This window comes from Puia dinghuensis, from assembly GCF_014642875.1.
Lineage (GTDB): Bacteria > Bacteroidota > Bacteroidia > Chitinophagales > Chitinophagaceae > Puia > Puia dinghuensis.
In genome coordinates, this window is the sequence record NZ_BMJC01000007.1 from 91,712 (window position 1) to 111,360 (window position 19,649).

General features: G+C 51.4%; 15 protein-coding genes. 10 read left to right on the forward strand and 5 right to left on the reverse strand.

The window, feature by feature from the left end; genetic code table 11:
• The first annotated feature begins 62 nt into the window (after positions 1-62).
• Positions 63-1,232 (forward strand): DUF3179 domain-containing (seleno)protein, encoded by a 1,170-nt coding sequence (locus IEY39_RS27520; protein ID WP_188937726.1) that lies wholly within the window; start codon positions 63-65, stop codon positions 1,230-1,232.
• A gap of 8 nt (positions 1,233-1,240) precedes the next feature.
• On the opposite strand, the gene IEY39_RS27525 is transcribed toward IEY39_RS27520, so the two are convergent.
• Together IEY39_RS27525 and IEY39_RS27530 are read right to left on the reverse strand one after the other, a co-directional pair.
• Positions 1,241-1,723, reverse strand: coding sequence for a nucleotidyltransferase (locus IEY39_RS27525; protein WP_188937727.1), 483 nt, complete (start codon positions 1,721-1,723; stop codon positions 1,241-1,243).
• 6 nt (positions 1,724-1,729) lie between these two features.
• Positions 1,730-1,903: a hypothetical protein gene (locus tag IEY39_RS27530; protein WP_188937728.1), complete on the reverse strand. Its 174-nt coding sequence runs from the start codon at positions 1,901-1,903 to the stop codon at positions 1,730-1,732.
• A gap of 223 nt (positions 1,904-2,126) precedes the next feature.
• Here IEY39_RS27530 and IEY39_RS27535 point away from each other — a divergent pair, with 223 nt between their 5' ends.
• Genes IEY39_RS27535 through IEY39_RS27545 form a run of 3 tightly spaced genes read left to right on the forward strand, consistent with a single transcriptional unit; the run spans position 2,127 to position 7,821 of the window.
• On the forward strand, positions 2,127-5,228 hold the full coding sequence (locus IEY39_RS27535) for a sensor histidine kinase (protein WP_188937730.1): 3,102 nt from the start codon (positions 2,127-2,129) through the stop codon (positions 5,226-5,228).
• A 12-nt stretch (positions 5,229-5,240) separates the two neighbouring features.
• Positions 5,241-6,638 carry a hypothetical protein gene (locus IEY39_RS27540; protein ID WP_188937731.1) on the forward strand — a complete coding sequence of 466 codons (1,398 nt, stop codon included), beginning with the start codon at positions 5,241-5,243 and terminating at the stop codon, positions 6,636-6,638.
• Between the two features lie 4 nt (positions 6,639-6,642).
• Positions 6,643-7,821, forward strand: coding sequence for a ComEC/Rec2 family competence protein (locus IEY39_RS27545; protein WP_188937733.1), 1,179 nt, complete (start codon positions 6,643-6,645; stop codon positions 7,819-7,821).
• On the opposite strand, the gene IEY39_RS27550 is transcribed toward IEY39_RS27545, so the two are convergent.
• Together IEY39_RS27550 and IEY39_RS27555 are read right to left on the reverse strand one after the other, a co-directional pair.
• On the reverse strand, positions 7,808-9,130 hold the full coding sequence (locus IEY39_RS27550) for a FecR family protein (RefSeq protein WP_188937735.1): 1,323 nt from the start codon (positions 9,128-9,130) through the stop codon (positions 7,808-7,810). The genes IEY39_RS27545 and IEY39_RS27550 overlap by 14 nt on opposite strands.
• 53 nt (positions 9,131-9,183) lie before the next feature.
• Entirely contained in the window at positions 9,184-9,777 is a 594-nt protein-coding gene (locus tag IEY39_RS27555) for an RNA polymerase sigma factor (protein WP_188937737.1), read from the reverse strand.
• Positions 9,778-10,172: 395 nt separating this feature from the next.
• On the opposite strand from IEY39_RS27555, the gene IEY39_RS27560 reads away from it, so the two are divergent.
• The 4 genes from IEY39_RS27560 to IEY39_RS27575 all read left to right on the forward strand — a co-directional run bounded on the left by IEY39_RS27560 (position 10,173) and on the right by IEY39_RS27575 (position 16,895).
• A complete protein-coding gene (locus tag IEY39_RS27560) occupies positions 10,173-10,760 on the forward strand; it encodes an RNA polymerase sigma factor (protein ID WP_188937738.1) in 588 nt (195 codons plus the stop codon).
• Positions 10,761-10,835: 75 nt separating this feature from the next.
• Complete coding sequence (locus tag IEY39_RS27565; RefSeq protein WP_188937740.1) at positions 10,836-12,065, forward strand: FecR family protein; 1,230 nt, start codon at positions 10,836-10,838, stop codon at positions 12,063-12,065.
• A gap of 171 nt (positions 12,066-12,236) precedes the next feature.
• Positions 12,237-15,491 carry a SusC/RagA family TonB-linked outer membrane protein gene (locus IEY39_RS27570; RefSeq protein WP_188937750.1) on the forward strand — a complete coding sequence of 1,085 codons (3,255 nt, stop codon included), beginning with the start codon at positions 12,237-12,239 and terminating at the stop codon, positions 15,489-15,491.
• 9 nt (positions 15,492-15,500) lie between these two features.
• Complete coding sequence (locus IEY39_RS27575; protein WP_188937752.1) at positions 15,501-16,895, forward strand: RagB/SusD family nutrient uptake outer membrane protein; 1,395 nt, start codon at positions 15,501-15,503, stop codon at positions 16,893-16,895.
• Here the strand turns inward: IEY39_RS27575 and IEY39_RS27580 are convergent.
• The gene (locus IEY39_RS27580; protein WP_188937754.1) at positions 16,892-17,218 is read right to left on the reverse strand and encodes a hypothetical protein; all 327 of its coding nucleotides are present in this window, start codon (positions 17,216-17,218) and stop codon (positions 16,892-16,894) included. The genes IEY39_RS27575 and IEY39_RS27580 overlap by 4 nt on opposite strands.
• A 359-nt stretch (positions 17,219-17,577) precedes the next feature.
• Between IEY39_RS27580 and IEY39_RS27585 the strand changes: the two genes are divergently transcribed.
• Together IEY39_RS27585 and IEY39_RS27590 are read left to right on the forward strand one after the other, a co-directional pair.
• Positions 17,578-18,156: an RNA polymerase sigma factor gene (locus tag IEY39_RS27585; protein ID WP_188937755.1), complete on the forward strand. Its 579-nt coding sequence runs from the start codon at positions 17,578-17,580 to the stop codon at positions 18,154-18,156.
• A gap of 84 nt (positions 18,157-18,240) precedes the next feature.
• Positions 18,241-19,572 carry a FecR family protein gene (locus IEY39_RS27590; protein ID WP_188937757.1) on the forward strand — a complete coding sequence of 444 codons (1,332 nt, stop codon included), beginning with the start codon at positions 18,241-18,243 and terminating at the stop codon, positions 19,570-19,572.
• Positions 19,573-19,649: the final 77 nt, after the last annotated feature.

Below are 19,649 nucleotides of genomic sequence, written 5' to 3' on the forward strand. Positions count from 1 at the left end.
TGTTGTGGTGCAATAACGTAAGATACAACAGTTTATTGCCGGAAAAACAGTAAATTCCACGTATGAATAAGTCATTTCTGCTGTGGACGGGGCTGATCTTTCTTTTCGCTCTCGAGATACTGCGTGTTTACTTTATCATGCCCTTCCCTGGCAGCCAACAGCATGATACTGTTGGCTTCGCCTATTTCCTGGACAGGAATATCATCTGGTTGCGGATCATCGCGCTGGCCCTGGTGATTTGGCCGCTATTATTCTATCTCCGCAGCGGAAGAGTCTGGCAGAAGATGACGCTTATCCTGGTACTGCTGGTTTATGGTGGAGTTTTCTATTTGTTCAACTTTAGGTTCCTCGCCGATAAAATGTTCTATCAACCCAGGGTAAAGCAATTCGCCACGGACAGTACCAACAAAGACCAATTGGTCATCGGCGTTGCCTTACATGGAGCAGCCAAAGCCTATCCCATCGAAATTATTGGTTATCATCACCAGGTACGCGATACGGTAGGCGGACAGCCGATACTGGTCACCTATTGCACCGTCTGCCGCACCGGGCGGGTATACAGCCCCTTTGTACAAGGCAAGTATGCTGCTTTCCGGCTGGTGGGCATGGACCATTTCAACGCTATGTTTGAAGATGCAGACACCCGCAGCTGGTGGCAGCAGGCCACAGGAAAAGCAATTACCGGCCCCCTGAAAGGGCAACAACTGCCAGAGATCGCTTCCGCCCAGATGACGCTGGGTGATTGGCAGACATTACATCCCAACAATCAAACCTTGCAACCAGATCCGTACTTCAAAAGCAAATATGACAGTCTGAAAGGCTATGATGAAGGCACGATCAAAAATAACCTGGAGAAAAGAGATCCCGGTTCGTGGCAATTCAAATCCTGGGTGGTCGGCATCGAATCAGGAGGGAGAAGCAAGGCGTATGATTGGAATAGCCTGATAAGGGACAGGGTTATACCTGACACTATCGGCAAGCTGCACCTGTTGCTGACCATCGATTCCAACAACAAGACCTTTTATGCTTTATCCTATAACGATAGTCTGAGCTTCCAGTATGACAGTGCCTCGAAGACGCTTCGGGATATCACTACCCGGAGCACCTGGCAGCCGAGCGGCAGTTGTACTGACGGGCCGCTGAAGGGCGCGCAGTTACAGCCGGTGCAGGCCTACCAGGAATTCTGGCATTCCTGGCGGACCTTTCATCCTGGTACTGTGATGGTGAAGTAAATTCCCTGCTAATTGCTTTCTTCTCTGATTTTTCGGATCTTTTCCAATTCAATAACGTCAACCTGATCTTTAGGCCGGTTAACGATCTTTTTATTCGCTATAAGGTGGTTGATATGTAAGAAAGGAACTTTGATACCCTCCATGTCAGCAATAGAGGCCATTTCAAGACATTCACTAAAGGGAATATGCTCCAGGCCCTTCATATTTGTCATTATGTCCAATTCGATGCCGCCACCGATATAAAAATTCGTCCATCCCGGAACGAATTGCATTGTCTCTAAAGAGGCAAAGTCTCCATATCCTAATTCTGTAAATGCTTTTCTTAAATGCCTCCGGTTTGGAACAGTATCTTCCAGCCACATATCCAGGTCGTCGGTACTTCTGTTAAATCCATGAAACCGTGTGGCAAACCCACCCACCATTATGTATCGAACGCTGTTTTCGTTGAGTGATTTCCAAAACCTGATCAGTTGGTCATCCAACATATCCATAATGACTTATTTATGGATGACTTTGGCCTTCTTAAATAAAGCATTCTGTCTTAACATGCGGGTGAAAAGCTTCAATTTTTCCATATCAGACCGATGCATATCGCGCATGATCCGTTGCCTTTCAGCATCATCGATGGGCGATGTGCTATTTTCGACTGATTCCTTCTTTTTCTCAGACATAAGACCGGGATTTAAAGTCGTTGCAACAGTGCAATTTAAACAAATTTAGGCAATCCCGCCATCCGGCGCATTTATTCAGCGGGCAAGAGCGCGATCCCTGGTGGTGGTCCGCAGCTGGTGTTACTGGGTAGCGTAGGGGCTTTTTTAGCCAAAAAAGGTGTTTTCACGGGGGTTCGTTGCAGGGTATTTCCGTACATTTAAACAAGCTGAATTTACCCTGCGCTTGGCTGAATTGAACATTACCGATAAAATGCCGGCCGGTTCCGCCGCCGGAAAGCACGATCAGGACGCAACCATCCTCAAAAAGTTGAACACCCTGTTCGCAGGGATCAATATTATTTCCAGAGAAAAGACCCTCGATGACATCTGCCGGCTGGCCTGCGAGCATATTGTCAAGATCTTCGATTTCGACTATGCCGTCATTTCCTTATTCGATTTCCAGTCGAGGCGCATCGTTTCTTCCTTGAAAAGGACCTATGTCGACGAGAACAAGGACCTCGGCGAGTGCAGTCCCAGGAAATGGGTGAAAGATTCGGAATTTCCGGAGACCGCCGATGACATCCTGGTAAAGGTGATGCAGAAAATGCGGAACGTAAAAGTCATCGGAGTTCACGTCTTCGATGATCATTGCCCGGAGGGTGATAGCGGGAAAATCACTTTTGCCAGTATCAATAAATACATTTTCGATAATTACGAACACCGGCGGCTGGCCCGTTTTTATATTCCGATAATCTACCGGGGGGGCATCAAGAACGGCAATAAGGCTGTGGACCTTTGTCTTGGCGTTATCGAAATCGGCTTAAAGGAGCATGCTGCGGAGGAATTTTCCAACCCCGAAAAGGACATAGCGCTGGATAGTCTGATGCAGCGGATGCAGCCGAACTATCCAAATCTCCTGGACCTCGAACAGCTGCTGCAACTTTATACCGATAGTTTTGCGCAACCCTGCTATACGGCAATTGTGGAAGAGCAATCGAAACACCTGTTGGAGCAGCTCACGGCATTGAAGGAAAAGAAGGATGATAGCAACAGCTATTCAGGGCTTTCATACGAAGCCTATGCCACGGACGTAATCCGGGAGATCACAGCGGGCCTTGGGGCGGACCATGGCATCATCGCCCTCAAGACATTCAATCACTATCATATCAACTATTTCGACAAGGGAACCTATTTTTCCGCCCGTGCGATGCGCGAAATCCTCAATGAGCCTGTCTTTAGCAACCAAGGAAATATTTATACAGACAAAAGCATTTTGATGTATGTCTGCGAGAAGATCTTTGCGCCGTACTATACGGATGATGTTACCCATCCGGATTCGAAATTTGTGGAAGGGCTTAAATTCCAGCCGCCGATAACCTCGGAGATGATCGTCCCCATCTACGACGATCGGGAGATTGTGGGGGTCGTCGACCTGTATTCTGAAAAACCGGCTTTTTTCAATCCGATAGCCGTTGCGCTGACGGTGAAGTCGATGGAGCTTTTTATGTCGGTATATCTGTCCAAGAAAAGACAGCACGTGTACAACAATCTGGTGAAACCGGCCGAGACCTGGAACCATCCCCGGCAGATGTATCAACAATTGGTGGGGCTGTTGGCGGATTACTATTATACGGAGGCCATCGGATTGTGGGAGCGGAATATCGAAGACGGGAAACCCAATGAATATAAATTGGAAACGGACCTCGGGCTCAAGGACAACGATGCCTTTGTTCAAAAGCTGGCGGAAACCCTTCCTACGCTGGGCGATGGACCTTTGCGGCGGCCCGCCGCAGATATCGACCTGCATTATGATCTCAACAAAGACACGCCTATAGGCCAATTTTGTCTGCAACAGGGTTTTACTTTCTATTTGTCGCTAAGCATCAGGATACACGACAAATACGAGGTGTTTATCTACATCTTTTCGAAATTCGACATTTTCCTGGAAAAACCCGACAAGGAAAAGGTGAAGGCGGGATTTCTCAGCCGCGAATACGAATTTCTCAGCCAGGTGTATACGAAGGTTGCTTTTTCCCTGCAAAACCTCAGGATAACAAAGGCCCTGAAAGACATGGCCACCGCCGTTGAGTCCAAGGACCAGTCGGCAAAACCGCTGCAACAAATCGTTCATAGCGCGCAGATAGCCACCGGAGCGGATATCGTCGTCCTCTTCCCCTGTTATCCGCAAAGAAAGGAGATTCTCAAGAATGAGGCGATCTTCAGCAACGATCACCAGAATAAGAGTAATAAAAAGGCCGTTTTTGCGGACGTCATTTTTCACAATAAAGAGGAGGACGAACTATACAATTTCGACAGCGATGAGGAATGCGTGGATTTCCTGGTTCGCAACAAGCTGGGGATCGATCTGGCCGCATTTGTGGCGAATGGGTTCAGAACCACCCATAAAATTAAATCCACGTCGGCCGCATTGCTGAAACTCGGGGCCTTGCGGGTGGGGGTGATGTTCTTTAATTACAAACAACAACAAAACTTAAAAAAGAACACCAACCTTCGCCAAATCATTCTTTTCTTTTCCGCCTTTGCCGCTTATCAGATCTGGGTCAACGGCAACCTGGCCGACATCCAAAAGCAGAATAAAGATCTGGATGAAAAATACAGGCTCAAGGAGGGTGAATTAGAACGAATGATCCCGATGATCACCCGGACTTCCTTTTACAACATCGTGGAAGGCAGCAGCCATATTATCAAGAACGCCCTGTTCGGCATAGCCGAGCATATCGAGTTTGTCAAGGCCTTTGCCACGCATTCCAAATTCGATCTCGAGCTGAAAGAGGCGGCTGTCCGAAAAGCCATCAATCTGGTGATGAACGTACTCACCGTCTTTACCTTCCGTGACGAGGTTCGAAAGGAATTTGTCGATATTCAAGAGATAATCGTGGCCACTACTGAATTTTTCCAAATAAGGCACGCTGAGATAAGCTATTGGTACGATGTGGCTCCGGACCTCGAGCTTTTCAAGTGCATCAGGTCGGAATTCGCCATGATCATCTACAATCTTGTATTCAATGCCATCACGGCTATAGAAAGCCGGGAGAAGGGTAGTGATGAAGGACGCATCATCATCAAAGCATCCCTTTCCGAGGACGAAAAGGATTATATCATCACCGTATGGGACAATGGGACGGGCATTCCGCATGAATTGGACGAGAAGATATACCAGGCGAAATTCACGACCAAAACCGATGGGAAGGGCACTGGTCTTGGGTTGTACTATATCCGGAAGACGCTGGATGACTACAATGGCCGCATTGTGCATGAGTCGGTGGTGGGCGATCATACCGAATTTACGGTGACCATACCTCTGGCTAATAACTATATAAATTAAACCTTATCGATTATGTTGAAAACGACGTTGACGGAACCTGTTAAGATAGAAGTGATCATTGTGGAAGACGATGTAGCCAACGCAAATTTATACAAGAGAAAGCTTGAGATATACGATCGGGTCGAACAGTATATTTCAAGAATACAGACCTACAAGGATGCGCCTGCCTTCATAGCGGCCGATAGCGAGATGAGACCCAACAGGGTCTATATTGCCGACCTTAGCCTGGGCAATGACACGAAGCGAGGGATAGAATGGGGCCTGAAAGCGATGAATCATCTGGTGACTGGCCGCGACAATCCGATAGTTGTCTGTTCAGCCTTCAGGACACATCCCGAATTCCAGGAGATATTTGCCCGGTACCCAGAAATCATCGTGGAAGATAAAGACCCAAAGAGAGTAGAGGAGGTTTGCACGAAAGTGTACAAGAAAGTGATTGCGCGCTATGAGGCTTTGAATGAGACTTCCGGGCTGCAACTTTCCGTCGGAAACCTGTTGGATGAGGAAGGTAACCCCCTACCCGGGCAAAAGGCCATCTATAAACGATTCAACGAGCTTTATCCGGCTGAAGAGAGAGACCAGCGTGATGCTTTGTTCCTGGCAAAATGCTTCCTGACGGTGCCTGCACGGCCGGCATTTACGGTGACTGATCCCTGGCGAACAAAGAGGGCCACCTGGGTCGTCAACCTTACGGAAATACCTGAAAAACCTGAAACGCCCGATCATCCCGAACAGGGTCATAAGCCCTTGCTAAAGCTCGTTTATACCAAAAAGACCCGGGAATTGGTGTCCGTCGAACTGGAAATAAAAAATGAATGGTATGAAATAAGCATGGATAGCATGGCAGATTTCGGAGATATCCTTCCCTATCTGCAACGAAATGACGCTTATGACCTTCAGAAGTGGATCATCCGGTATTTTGTCATTTGCCGCTGCGTCGACCTTTTCACCGACCGGCAATTGCAGCCCGACGACTTGCAGGATCTGTTTATCGTGCCCGAGCTGTTCGGTGAAAGAGCCGTTTTGTGGCAATGGGCATTTATCACCTTACTATGGGAGAAGCTGATGTTCCGGTGCCGGGGCAATAAAAAATTGGTGTACGGCCGTTTGAAGGACCTTTATGAGGTGGGTTTTCCGGAGGTGAAGGATATCTTTTATGGCAAGATCAGTACGCCGGGCGACGAAGAAAGAAATTATTTCGGCGCGGAAATGAAATCAGTGGACGTGCCAAACGAGGTTTTTCTCATGGAGTATGATAAGAGTAATTTTCCCGAACTCGAGCCGTGGCCGCGGTCAAAACCATTTAAGCTAAGTTACCTCCGGTTGCAGGACCCACCGGGGATCCTTTGTTGGGTTCAGAACGTCCTGCAGGAAGAATTTAAATACCTGAGCGCTAAAACCTATACCTGAAGATATGAATGAATGTTTTGAAGCCTATGTATTCAACGTAGGGCATGGGGACAATATTCTTATCCGGTTTTCGACGGGAACCTGGGGTCTCATCGATTTTCATTATACGGATGATCAGAACGAGCCTCCGTCGATCACCTACCTCAGGGGTGTCAAGGGGCCCATCGTCATCGAATTCGTGCATATCACCCACTATCACAAGGATCATACGAAAGGCCTGGACCAATTCTTCGATTGGCTGAATGATCCCAGGACAAATGCGACGTTGAACCAGATCTGGCTACCGGGCACATCCCCGCCGGATAAATTGCCGCGACTCATCAATACCCTTATCGGAGAACAGAAGATCATTCAGGCTGCTATTAAAAACAAGGTAGTCGATGAGGTGCAGGATTTCCAGTATCATTTTACTTTTTTCGACGAAAAGATCGTGGAATACCGGAAGAAGGGCAACTTAACCCCGCTGATCGGCGGCGTACCTTTTCTGGTGACGGACAACTATTGGAGTTTTTGCATGTCTCCGTCTACGAAGGTCGTCAACGAGATGCGTGATAATCAAATCGAATTTTTCAGACAGACCATCCAACGAACGGCGGAGAAGGCGCCTTACTTCGACGGCAATACGCTGTCGACTATCCTGCTGTTTTACCGGCGGGCTGAAGAATACAAGGGGATCAGGTTTGCATTTGGCGGCGACGCGACGCAAAAGGACTGGCATTCGGCGCTGACGGATTACGAGAAGGAAAAGGATGGCCTGGCGTCAGACTTGCAGGAGATTTACAGCGCGTTTATAAAAGCGAGTCATCACGGGTCGAAACATTCCTCTTCCGAATACATCTGGACCTCGCTGATAGATGCCGGCAACCCGAAGTGTGTCCACGCCTTCTTTTCCAGCGGAGACCTGAGCTATCCAAATAAGGAGACCCTAGAGCATATCCAGTGCGTTGTCCGCAACGGTGCATTCGTACAAACCCATGCCACCAATAAAGACCTCACCGACTATAATTATTATAAGCAAGATTATCCTGCCACGTCCGACCAGCGGTCGCTCGATGCTCAGGAAAGGGCGGCACAGTATGGGCGGCACCGAAAGAAGCTGCCGATGAGCGGCCTTGTCGCCTATAAGTATAACTATGACTTCAGTACGCTGACAGCCACCGTCACCAGGCTCATTCGACCGTAACAATGATCGTTCTCCCCTCCAGTCTGCAGTGTACCCCGTACTTTTCCAATCCTTTGAATATCTCATCCAATGTATTGCTGCGGCTTATGCCGCCGCCAAATTCATAGCCATGAGGCTTTCCCCTGATATCAACCTTCACGTCATACCAGCGGGCTATCTGCCACATGGTGCTCTCCAGGGAAGAATGATTGAAATTGAACAGACCATTTTTCCAGGCGATCGTACTGGCCGTGTCGGCCTTATGGCGGATCTCAACGGTGTCTTTGGAAAGCACCAGCTGATCGCCTGCTGAGAGAAGCGAAGTCTTCCGTCGATCGTAAAAGCGTATCCGTCCTTTTGTAAGGGTTGCATAGATGCTGTCTTCCCCCTCATATGCCTTGATGTTAAAGCGTGTGCCCAGCACTTTTACGGTGGCGGTATCCGTATTGCTCCCTGCACCCTTTAGGATATGAACTATAAAAGGATGGGCTTTGTCCCTGGCGACCTCGAAATAGGCCTCACCTCTTAACTCGACCTCCCGGGTATTGCCTGTGAAGTTGACAGGAAAGCGGAGGGTAGAAACATTATTCAACCACACGCGGCTATTGTCGGGTAAGACGAGCGAGAACTGTCCGGCCCGGGGTGTACTGATGGTATTGAACAGGGTAGGGTACGATGATACGGATGAGGGTAAGCGCACGTACCTAAGCCGCCCGTCAGCTACTTTCGAGACCTTTATATTATCCTGGCGGGCCAGTAGACCATTGCCGACGGAATGGAGGTAGATCTGCCGGCCATTGGCCAGGGTCAGGACAGCCTTATTGCTGCCCGGCGGGATCTTCGCCGCGGAGCCGGCGCGACCTGCGGAGTCGGTGCGACCTGCGGAGCCGGCATGCCCTGGGGAGCCGGTGCGCGCAACAGTACGCCGGACGGTGACTATCGCCTTCTGAGCCGGGTGGGAATAGTTGATGATCCCCTTTATCCCAAGGCCGATGAGAAAGAGCGTGCAGGCGGCGATGCTCACCTTAAGCACCAGCGACCTCGATGGTCGCGGCAGGGGAGTAGCCGGGGCGTCAGCGGGAAAGGGGCCGAATCCCTCTGCTTCCAGCCTGGCCTTGACTTTCTGCCAGATGTCCGAGGTATCGAGCTGCGCCGTTTTGCGCAGGCCTTGGGTTACCCATGTTGCACTTGTCTCAAAGTCTTTGAGCAATTGATCCTTTTCCGGTGACTGGCTTCGCCAATCCCTTACGATCTCCTCTTCTTCGGGGGAAAGCAATTCTCCGCGAATATGCTTTAAGACCGCAGGATCCATTTCAGGCAAAAATTCCATTAGTGGAAAATTGTTGGTTGGTAAATATAGGTACGACATTTAACTATCTAGATTCATAGACCTTCCAGCAGCCAGATGAGCCAGGCGACGGGGAGGGCGAGGGGTATCAGGTCGGTGATATCAAAGGGCAGCATTTCCCGCAGGTTTGCCAGCGCTTTCGTCTTATGGTTGAGCACGGACTGGTTCTCTATCTTCAGTTGCGCGGCGATCTCGGCGGTGGTCTTTTGCTCGAAGAAATAGAGTTTGATAATGGTCTGCTGCCGGTTGGCAAGAGAGTCGATCTTTTTCTTCAGCAGCTGCGACCGTTCGTCCATCCAAATGCCTTTATCGCCGTCGAGCTCCGCCTGCTGTTCGATCTTTGAATGAAGATAGGTTTGTTCATTTACGTATTTTGCTGCGGCATTTTGTTTCTTTAGAAAATCGTAGGCTTCGTTACGAGCGATGTAGTACAGCCACCTCCTGATATGATCGGTCGTTACCATCTTCTCCCGGTTTTGCCACAGTTTTACCATGGCGCTGCCCATGATGTCTTTTGCCTCCTGCTCATTTTTAACGATCTCATCTACAAACCAGGTGAGCGACTTACTGTGTTGCTCGAATATCTTGCGGAACGTTTCTTCGTCCCCCTGGCGAAATTTTTCTAACATTTCATCTTTGGCTGGATTTACCATGGCGCTCGTTTACAGTGATAAAAATGGATCACAGCGTGGTCACATTGATTGAAAAGTTTCAGAGCCTTCCCCCATTTGATCGGCACCATGCGTATCCGTCCACAACGCAAAAGAGGGATTGATAAAATAGGAACGAAGTGGATAAACGTCTAACTCCTATGCGCTAAAAATAATCTTTGATAAAAGTATAAGTACAACTATATAAAAGTAGAAGTACAGGTAGATATACCTAAACGTGAAAACACGGACTAAATTACCGTGTTTACACGGGGTGAGAGTAGTTAAGGTCGGATGCATGTCGTAACTATCTTTGAAAGCGGGTGCGGGAAAGGTGCGACCGCGGGTGACGTATTAAGATAAACAGCCATTGGGTGGACAGCCGTTTCAAAGAATTTAAAAGAGGGAACGAAAAAGCATTCAGACATTATTTTGATCTGTATTCCCGCGCCATATGTGACTTTGCGTTTGCTTATTGCAAGAGTGAAATGGAAGCACAAGATATTGCTCAGGAATGTTTTGTGATCTTGTTTACAAACCGGCAGCAGATAAACGATGAAGAGCATCTAAAACTTTTCCTGTTCAAGACAGCCCGGTACCGGCTGATCGATCATCAGCGGTCGATGAAGAATAGAAAGAACCGGGAGTTTATCTGGATGGAGGCACAGCAGGCATGGGATCAGCAGCAGGATGAGTTTGAACTTGTAAAGGCCTTGGTTCTTAGCGAGATATATAAGTTGTCAAAAAGAATGCCTGCCAGACGGCGGGAGATATTCGGGCTCTATTTTTATGAGCACATGGATGTCAGGGCCATCGCCAGATGCATTGGATTAAAAGAGAGCACCGTCTACAGCCACTTGCAGCATGCCTATTCTTTCCTGATAAAAGAGATGCCGGACCCCACATTATTGATCTGGGTGATCCTCTTGTTTTTCGGCGTCATCGCTGAACGTTTTTTGTAAAAAAGCTGGTTGCGGCTTACTAAAAGGCAGCGGTCATTCCGTGGTAACAGGAGATAACCGTAAAACCATCGCGCCATGACTGAGAACCATGCCTTGATAGAAGCATTGATATTGAAGCATGCCCGGGGCAAAAAATTGAACAAAAGAGAGCAGAAGCTTTGGGACGAATGGACCAACCAGTCCGACCAACACCGCCAACTCTCGGCCCTGTTCAAGGACCCTCAATGGTTGCGGGAGAACCTTCGCCGGATAGAGAAGATCTCAACCGACGATATATGGCAAAATGTACAAAAGCAGATAAGAGAAGGACAAGACCCGCCAATAGTCGTACCAATGCGTCCCTGGTGGCGACGGCCTGTCGGAATTGCCGCGGCGGTGTTGATCGTATTATTGGTTACTTCTGCTGTCCGTGGATTATATCTATGGGTGAATGGGAAAGGTAATGTCAACGGGGAGGGGCAGGCAAGCGAATCCGTCATCGTAGCGCGGCCGGGACATTTCCAGGTGCTGCTGACGCTGGGGGACGGGAATACGGAAGTACTGGACAGTGTGACGGTTGGCGAAGCGATAGTCGTGGAAGGCCATTCGATGGTGACGAAACAGGATGCTCATACGCTTGTCTATACTCCGGGACCGGTGAAAGCGGCGCACCCCATCTATCATTCGCTTGCGACAGGGCGAACGGAACCCTTTACCGTACAACTTGCCGACGGCAGCAGGGTACATCTCAGCTATGCCAGCCGGCTGCGGTACCCCACTACCTTTAGCGGCCCTGCGCGGGAGGTTTTCCTGGAAGGCGAAGCCTATTTCGATATTGCGAAAGATGCATCGAGACCCTTTGTCGTGCAGACGGCGCAATCCGGCATCCGGGTGCTGGGCACCGAATTCAACGTCATGGCCTATGGCAATGAGCCGCGAAGCGAGGTTTCCTTGTTCGACGGGAGCCTGGAAGTACTACGTGGCAGGGACACCGTTCGGTTAAAGCCCAGGCAGCAGGCGGTGGTGAGCGATGAAGGTCTCTCCATAAGGAATATAACAAACCCGGCGCAGGTGCTTGCGTGGAGGGACTCTTGCTGGCGGTTTGACAATACCGATCTGCTAACGGCGGTGCGGCAGATAGCCCGCTGGCATCAGATGGCTGTCGCCAATCCCAAGGGCATAAAGGGGATCGTCGTCAGCGGCCAGTATCATCATCGCGAGTCGTTAGATGCGATACTACAGAACATGCAGCTGGTGGAAAGTGGAAATGCGCGGCTGCAAAAAAGAAGGGATACTATTTATATCAATAGTGGGTCGTCTCGTTGATCATATACTACATCATTAACCATAGCCATTAGCCTACCTATGTTTCTCTTCCGGCATACCGGTGGTCATTCCTGGTATTGATCACCGGTATTGTCTTCCTTTAACCTGCTTTCCTATTACTCCGGAGTCCGCCTTATCCTCCCTTTTAATAATCTCTAGCGCGGAAAACTCATGCGAGTAATTAAGGCTCTTGTGTTCGTAGTAGCAGCTGTTCTATCCGTATTTCCCTGCCGGGCGCAGCGGCTCACCATTCAGGGAAAAGGGCTTACTATTACCCAGGTGCTGGAGATGATCCAGGACCAGGCGCCCTATGTGGTGAACTGTAGCCCCGAGATCTTTCAGGATGCGCCTGCCGTCAACCTGGATTGCCACAACTGCCTGGTGAAAGAAGTGCTGCAAAGCTGTTTTGCAGGCCTTAAGCTGGGGTTCTCCATCGAAAACAGAAGGATCACCATTTACCGGACAACGCCATTAGTAGATGCCTCGATCTATTGTCCCATTGAAGGCAAGATCACCAATGTGGATGGGGAACCCCTCAACGGGGCTTCCATCGAAGCAAGCGGAAAAGGAGTGGGAACCACAAGACCGGATGGGCGATTCAGTGTGCAGACCTGGTCTTTCCAGGATTCGCTTACCTTCACTTTCACGGGCTACCTGACAAAAAAGGTACTGCTGAACAACACCGAATTTCATTCTATCCAGCTGACCCGCTCGACCTCGACGCTGGACGATATCATGGTCATCGCTTACGGCAAGACGACAGAAAAGAAGAGCACCGGCTCCGTCACTCCCGTGAGCGGCAACCTTATATCCATGGAGCCCGTCGGCAACGTGGATGCCGCCCTGGAAGGAAGGGTGCCCGGCCTGGACATTCAGCTAGTCAACGGAGTGCCCGGCAGCAATTATAGCGTGCTCATCAGAGGCCGGCATTCCATCGCGCAGGGAACAACTCCCCTTGTGGTCATCGACGGAGTGCCGCTGCCGGGAAATAATGGTTCGATCAGCACCATCGGCACCTCGTCAGCACAGGGGATGAGGGGCGCCAGCCCGCTCAACGGCATCCCGCCGGCCATCATCTCCAGCGTGGAAGTGCTGAAAGACGCATCCGCGACTGCTATCTATGGCAGCCATAGCGCCAATGGCATCATCCTGTATACGCTGAACCAGGGCGCCGCCGGACCGTTGAAATGTACGGTGGATGCCTGGACGGGGGTTACCCAACCGGTGAACACGAGCCCCCTGCTTTCCACACAACAATACTTCAACTTACGTAAAGAGGCGGTGGTGAATGCGGGGGAACCCGTCAATCAGAATACCCTCCCCGAACTATTCCTTTGGGACAGCACCCGCCATACCGACTTTAAGAAAAAAGTGACAGGCAATCCCGGCACCGCCCGGAATGCCCGTATCGAGGTCACCGGCGGCGACACCAATACGGTGTATCTGTTATCCGGCAATTATCATGGCGAGTCGGCCGTCTATCCTACTGCTACCGGTGACGACCGGTTCTCTGTCTTCGGCCACCTCCACCACCAGTCCGGCAACAAGCGACTGAAAGTCGATGTGTCCGAACTGTATAGCTGGGAGAGTACCTCGCTGCCGGTGATGGATCTTACGTTTGCGGAATACCTGGCGCCCAATACACCGGCCCTCCGGCAACCGGGCGGCCAATTGGTTTGGAGCAGTAATGGTCTATCCTTTGACAATGTCTATGGACTGGCTAACAACACCTATCAGGCGACTATCGCCAATCAATTCAATCATCTGCAGTTGGGCTACGACCTGCTGCCAGGGCTTTCGCTGAAGGCAAGCTTCGGCTATAGTCTTATCCATGCGGAAGAGAACAACCGGTTGACCATTGCCGGCCAGGACCCGGCGGTCTCGCCCACCGGCAGCAAGTATTACACGGGCAATGCGGCACACAGTACGCTGGTAGAAGGCATCGCCGAATACTGCCGGCACATGGGCGCCGGCAAATTGTCGGGGCTGCTGGGCATGTCCCTGCAGGAGCAAGGAGCCTCCTGGTCCAACGTCTACCAATTGGGTTTCACCAGCGACCTCCAGCTCGGCAGCGGGACGGGGGCGTCGAACGTTACCGTTATTTCCAACGAGAATGGCATCGCCTACCGGTATCAAGCCTTTTTTGCCCGGGTGAACTACGATCTCCGGGAAGAATATTTATTTACGCTTGCCAGCAGGCTGGATGGTTCGAGCCGGCTTGGCCCGCATCAACCGTTCGGGCATTTCTGGTCGGCCAGCGGAGCCTGGATCTTTACTGCAAGATCGTTCTTCCGGCGTTGGCCATGGCTCAGTCTGGGCAAGCTGCGAGCCAGCATCGGGACGACGGGTAATGACGATATTGCCGACAACCTGTTTGCGCAGGTGTATACTACCACGGGGGGACGGGGATACCAGGGACAACAGGGGGTTTTTCCCATCTCCTTCGCCAACAACAAGCTGGGCTGGGAATTGAACTACAACTCCGAACTGGCCCTCGATCTTGGTTTTCTCAGGAACAAGCTGCGGCTTTCGGTGTCCGCCTACCGGGACTGGACCACCAACCAATTGCTTTATCAGCATTTGCCCTATCAGTCGGGATTACGCGGTGTCTTTACCAATATGCCGGCAAAGGTGATCAATACCGGAATCGAGCTCTCGTTGCAGGGGCATTATGCTTTCTCGAAAAATTTCCGGGCAGCATCCTTTTTCACCTTGACGGCGCCTGTCAACCGGCTTGCCGATCTTCCGGGGCTTGCTTCGTCTATTTATGCCCGTAGCTATATGCCGGGGCAATCACTGAGTGAAAAGCGCGGCTATCATTATACGGGTGTCGACCCCAAGACGGGGTTGTTCACTTTCCGGACTGTCAACGCAAATGGCGTGTTGGATGCAACGGATGTGGTTCCGGCGGGTAATACCGATCCGCGCATCTATGGCGGCCTGCAGCAAACCTTCCACTACAAAAATTTCCAGCTCGATATCATGCTCATCTATCGGGTGCAGAAAGGGATCAATCCTTTATTCACCTTCTATCAGCAGAGTCTGCCAGGGATGCAGGCGCCTGCGATGTTGAGCAATGGCCCTGTCGAGTGGCTGAACCGCTGGCGCCAGCCGGGCGACCATGCACAGCTGCAGCGGATGTCGGCCCAACCCGATTCGATGGAGCGGGCGGCTGCCAACAACTATCTCTCGTCGGATGCTATTCTCGTAAAGGCAAATTTTATCCGGCTCAAGAGTGTTTCACTGCGCTACCGGCTGCCCGAGAATTGGTTGAAACGCTATCTCCTCCGGGAAGGTCAGCTCTATCTGCGGGGAGAGAACCTGCTGACCCTGACACCCTACCCCGTGGCGGATCCCGAGACCCAGGATCCGCTGGTCCTGCCGCCGGTGAGGACGATAGCCTGCGGGGTCCAGTTAACCTTTTAAACCACGATCATGTCTATGCCTTTTGTTATACGAGGCGGCCTGTTCTTTCTGCTTTTTAGCCTTTGTTGCGCTTCCTGTCACAAGTGGCTGCAAGTGTCGCCGCCTGAGAATCAGCTAGGGACGGCAACGGTATTCGCCAATGACGCCAATGCAGAGAATGCCCTGTTGGGAATGTATATCCAGATGATGAACAATTCCCGGGCGCTGCTCAATGGCGGCATGAGCCTGTATGGCGGGCTGAGCAGTGACGACCTGGGCTGCAACGGGCATAACCTGCAGGAATATGGTTTCTTCCGGGACACCCTGTCGGCGGGCAATTCCCTTTGCGCCGGGCTTTATGACACCGGGTATCACCTCATTTATATTGCCAATTCGCTTTTGCAGGGGGTACAACAAGCCACACAGGTGACGGCTGCTACCCGGGCGCAATTAAGCGGGGAGGCCAAATTTGCGCGGGCATTCCTTTATTTCTATCTCGTCAACCTGTATGGCGCTGTGCCGCTGGTGCTCTCAACGGATTATACCCACACGGCCACGTTACCCCGGAGTCCGGTGGCGGCAGTATATGCGCAGATAGTCGCCGACCTGCAGGATGCACAGCAGCTGTTGTCGGTGGATTATCCGCAGACTGGGGCATCACCTGCTGACCGGACACGCCCCAACCGGGCCGCCGCTACGGCGCTGCTGGCAAGGGTACGCTTGTATACCGGAGATTGGATCAAGGCGGATTCGGCCGCAACGGCGGTGATCAGCAATCCCGCCTACCGGCTGGAGATGAGTCTGGACAGCGTCTTCCGTGGCACGAGCCATGAGGCTATCTGGCAGCTACAGCCCGTACATGGGAATAACGCCACAGCCGAGGGCAGCTTCTTTATCCCGGCGGCGATGAATGCTCCGCCCACCTATCCACTGACCCCATCCCTGCTCAACAGCTTTGAAGCCGGCGACCAGCGGCGGACGCACTGGACGGCCCGCAGCGCCAACGGACAAACCTTTCCGTATAAATATAAACAACGTGTCAGTGACCCGGCCAATCCCGAATACAATATGGTGATCCGGCTGAGCGAATGCTATCTTATCCGCGCGGAGGCAAGGGCTATGCAGGGGGATACTGCCGGGGCGCTTGCCGATGTCAACAGTATCCGGCAGCGGGCCGGTCTATCTCCGTTTGGGCCGCTAACGACCGATGATAATCTGGCAGCGATCATCCTTCATGAACGGCAGACCGAACTCTTTGCCGAATGGGGGCACCGGTGGCTTGACCTCAAGCGTACCGGGCAGGCCGATGGTATTCTCGGCGCGGACGCGCAGAAGCCGCTGTGGCGGTCTACCGACGTGCTGTATCCCTTGCCGGCCGGTGAGTTGTCGGCCAATCCCAGCCTATGGCAAAACCCAGGCTATTAGAAGTGGCCATAAAGCAATACCGAGGCCGGCTGGTTGTGCGGGTAGGTATTGAAGAGGTACCCTTTCATCAGCAGGGTTCCGCCGCTGGGAGACTGATCGATCAAAACCCCGTACTGGTAGAACAACTCACTTTCCTCGTTGGCGATGGTGGTGAAGTCGTTGTACGTGTCGTCAGGATAGGTGTACCAATAATAAACCTGCTGTTTTGCCGCATGGGGGGATGGAGAAGACGCCGGGCTGGCGATGAGCGGTTTGCGGAAAGCGGCGCCGGCGATCACCAGCACCAGGACAAAAGTGACGATGCCCATGGAGAGACGTTTCATGGCTTTGTGCCGCCTTTATGTAGCAAAAGACGGCGAAAACTTAAGGTTTAATAATTAATGATGATACCGGTTTCCCAGGGCAGGAAGTGGGGGAGGCTGCAGGGATAAGTGAAAATAGTTAGATAAGATAGGATTTCGTACTATAAGCGTACTAATGTAAAAGTACTATGCGGAAATGCAGGGATAGCGCAGGGACGAAATGTGCCTTTTTGCAGCCTTGATTGTCTACTATGGGTAAAAAAAGTGAAATAGGTTTTACTACCATGTTTATCCTGGTGGTTACATGAGGATAGTGAGCGTATTAACTAACAGTTGTTCGCTTCCAAAAATTGGAAAATGCTGTTACCAAACGAACTTTTATGAAAATAATGAAAGCAGACTTTCGTCCTTTCGAGTCCTTTAAACGGGGCGAGGAAGAAGGCTTCCGGTACTACCACGAACTCCACTATCCCCGCATCTACCTGTATATGTTGGGGATGACGTTGGATAAAGATGACGCCGATGAATTTACGCATGAGGCCTTCATTGCCCTCTCCCTGAATTATCAGCGAATTAAGGATGAGCAGCACTTGCTGAAGTTTCTATACCTGGTGGCGAGGAATATCTTTTTTCGTTCGCTGCGTGGGGAAAAGTTACATCAATTCGTATTGCTTGATGAGGATCACGACGTTGTGGATGAGCCGCGGATGATGGAGGACGCGGAAGCCATCAAGAACGAGGCCCTCGAGCTGCTGGGTGAGGCCATGAAAAAGCTTTCCCCGAAAAGAAAGGCTGTTGTCGAACTCTATTTCTACCAGGATATGAAGGTGAGGGCCATCGCCGCCTGCTTGCGGATAAGCGAGCAGACGGTGCGCAATCATTTATCTGAAAGCATGAAGCTGATGCGTGCCTGTCTTATACAAGAGAAGGGAAAAATAAATTGCCTTTTATATGGTTAGCCCGGCCCCCGGGGGATTATCACTACGGGGAGGCGTCTGAAAGTTGCACGCAGGGAACCTATCTAACTTTTAAACGGACGCTTAATGGCCTCAAATCAATATAATATTGCCGAACTACTAGCCAAATATGCTCGTCGGGAGACCTTGAGTGAGGAAGAGATGAGTGTATTGGAAAGCTGGCGCCAACGGTCGGCCGAAAATGCCAGCATGTTCGACCAATTTGCCGATGAGCAATGGGTGGCGAAGCAATTGGCGCAAAGAAAAAACGTCCCGCGAGCCGGGACGAAATGGGCAGACATCGCTAAACGACTCGCTGAAACCGATGACCCGTCGGCAATGACGGTGCGCGAGATCGGCTGGTACAAACGGCGCCGCCTCCGACGAAGGAGGAACAATATCCGGTTGATGGTCACCACGGCGCTGGTGCTCATCTGTGCCGGCGGCGGCTGGTGGTTTTTTTTTCAACGGCCGTCAGTAAAGGGTGATCTATTATCCCCGACTGCTGCTACGCCGGATGTGACCAAGGTCCCCGTGCCCGCAGACGATGCGGTGCTGCTCATCGCGAGTGATGGAAGTCTGGTGAATATAAATAGCCTTCCGGTGAGAGCGATCGTTGCTCAAACGGACAGAGGTATACTATATAAAAGAGCTGCTGATTACCTGGCTTTTGTTCCCCTGGCAGGCGAACACCTGATGGGGGCGCAGGAAACGACAACGGTGGCCGCTCCGTCGCCGGGCAAGAAGAACCTGGTGTGGCAAGGCCTACTCATCGGGCGGAAGGGGACACCCTATCACCTGCGGCTGCCGGATGGGAGTACGGTGTGGCTAGCCGGCGGATCGCGTTTTCGATATCCGCTCACCGGCCGGGGAATGAATGCTACTTGTTCGCTGGAGGGAAAGGGGTGGTTCAGCGTAGCCAAAGACCCTTCACGCCCGTTTGTCATCTCGTTGCCTAACGACAGAATGGTTCGTGTGACGGGTACGGAATTCAATGTCGAAGCTTACCACGAGCGGCCGGAGGCAAAAGTCGCGCTGTTTACGGGCGCGCTGCAGTTGTTACAGCATGGGAGTGAGGTGGCCCAACTGAAGCCTGCCCAGGAGGCGGTGATGCGTAGTGGCCGGCCGGATGTGCGGCCGATGAAGGATTCCACTGCCGTCAAGGGTTGGCTAAGTCGATCGCTTTTCTTTCATTTTGATAAAACGGAATGCACGGATGCCCTGGCAGCAGTGGCCGCGTGGTATGGCTGTACGGTCTCGAATCCGCAGGGCCTGCGTGGAATGCCGATCACCGGCGACCTGTGGCGCAACGACGACCCCTCACCCGATCGGGTGCTATGGGTTATAGAACAGATAGAGAGTGGCTATATCCATTTGAAGCGAATAGGAAATGTGATCGAAGTCAGCACCGGCCCTTAATTGCATTGACGTATCATCGCCATAACCGTTAAACCGCCTATTGAAATGAATGCCGGCGTCGAACGATCGCCGGTTTT

What these genes read in the sequence shown, in the direction of transcription:
- IEY39_RS27520 (WP_188937726.1), top strand. Translation starts at nt 63, where the DNA reads ATGAATAAGTCATTTCTGCTGTGGACGGGGCTGATCTTTCTTTTCGCT.
- IEY39_RS27525 (WP_188937727.1), bottom strand. Translation starts at nt 1,723, where the DNA reads ATGGATATGTTGGATGACCAACTGATCAGGTTTTGGAAATCACTCAAC.
- IEY39_RS27530 (WP_188937728.1), bottom strand. Translation starts at nt 1,903, where the DNA reads ATGTCTGAGAAAAAGAAGGAATCAGTCGAAAATAGCACATCGCCCATC.
- IEY39_RS27540 (WP_188937731.1), top strand. Translation starts at nt 5,241, where the DNA reads ATGTTGAAAACGACGTTGACGGAACCTGTTAAGATAGAAGTGATCATT.
- IEY39_RS27545 (WP_188937733.1), top strand. Translation starts at nt 6,643, where the DNA reads ATGAATGAATGTTTTGAAGCCTATGTATTCAACGTAGGGCATGGGGAC.
- IEY39_RS27550 (WP_188937735.1), bottom strand. Translation starts at nt 9,130, where the DNA reads ATGGAATTTTTGCCTGAAATGGATCCTGCGGTCTTAAAGCATATTCGC.
- IEY39_RS27555 (WP_188937737.1), bottom strand. Translation starts at nt 9,777, where the DNA reads ATGTTAGAAAAATTTCGCCAGGGGGACGAAGAAACGTTCCGCAAGATA.
- IEY39_RS27565 (WP_188937740.1), top strand. Translation starts at nt 10,836, where the DNA reads ATGACTGAGAACCATGCCTTGATAGAAGCATTGATATTGAAGCATGCC.
- IEY39_RS27570 (WP_188937750.1), top strand. Translation starts at nt 12,237, where the DNA reads ATGCGAGTAATTAAGGCTCTTGTGTTCGTAGTAGCAGCTGTTCTATCC.
- IEY39_RS27575 (WP_188937752.1), top strand. Translation starts at nt 15,501, where the DNA reads ATGTCTATGCCTTTTGTTATACGAGGCGGCCTGTTCTTTCTGCTTTTT.
- IEY39_RS27580 (WP_188937754.1), bottom strand. Translation starts at nt 17,218, where the DNA reads ATGAAACGTCTCTCCATGGGCATCGTCACTTTTGTCCTGGTGCTGGTG.
- IEY39_RS27585 (WP_188937755.1), top strand. Translation starts at nt 17,578, where the DNA reads ATGAAAATAATGAAAGCAGACTTTCGTCCTTTCGAGTCCTTTAAACGG.
- IEY39_RS27590 (WP_188937757.1), top strand. Translation starts at nt 18,241, where the DNA reads ATGGCCTCAAATCAATATAATATTGCCGAACTACTAGCCAAATATGCT.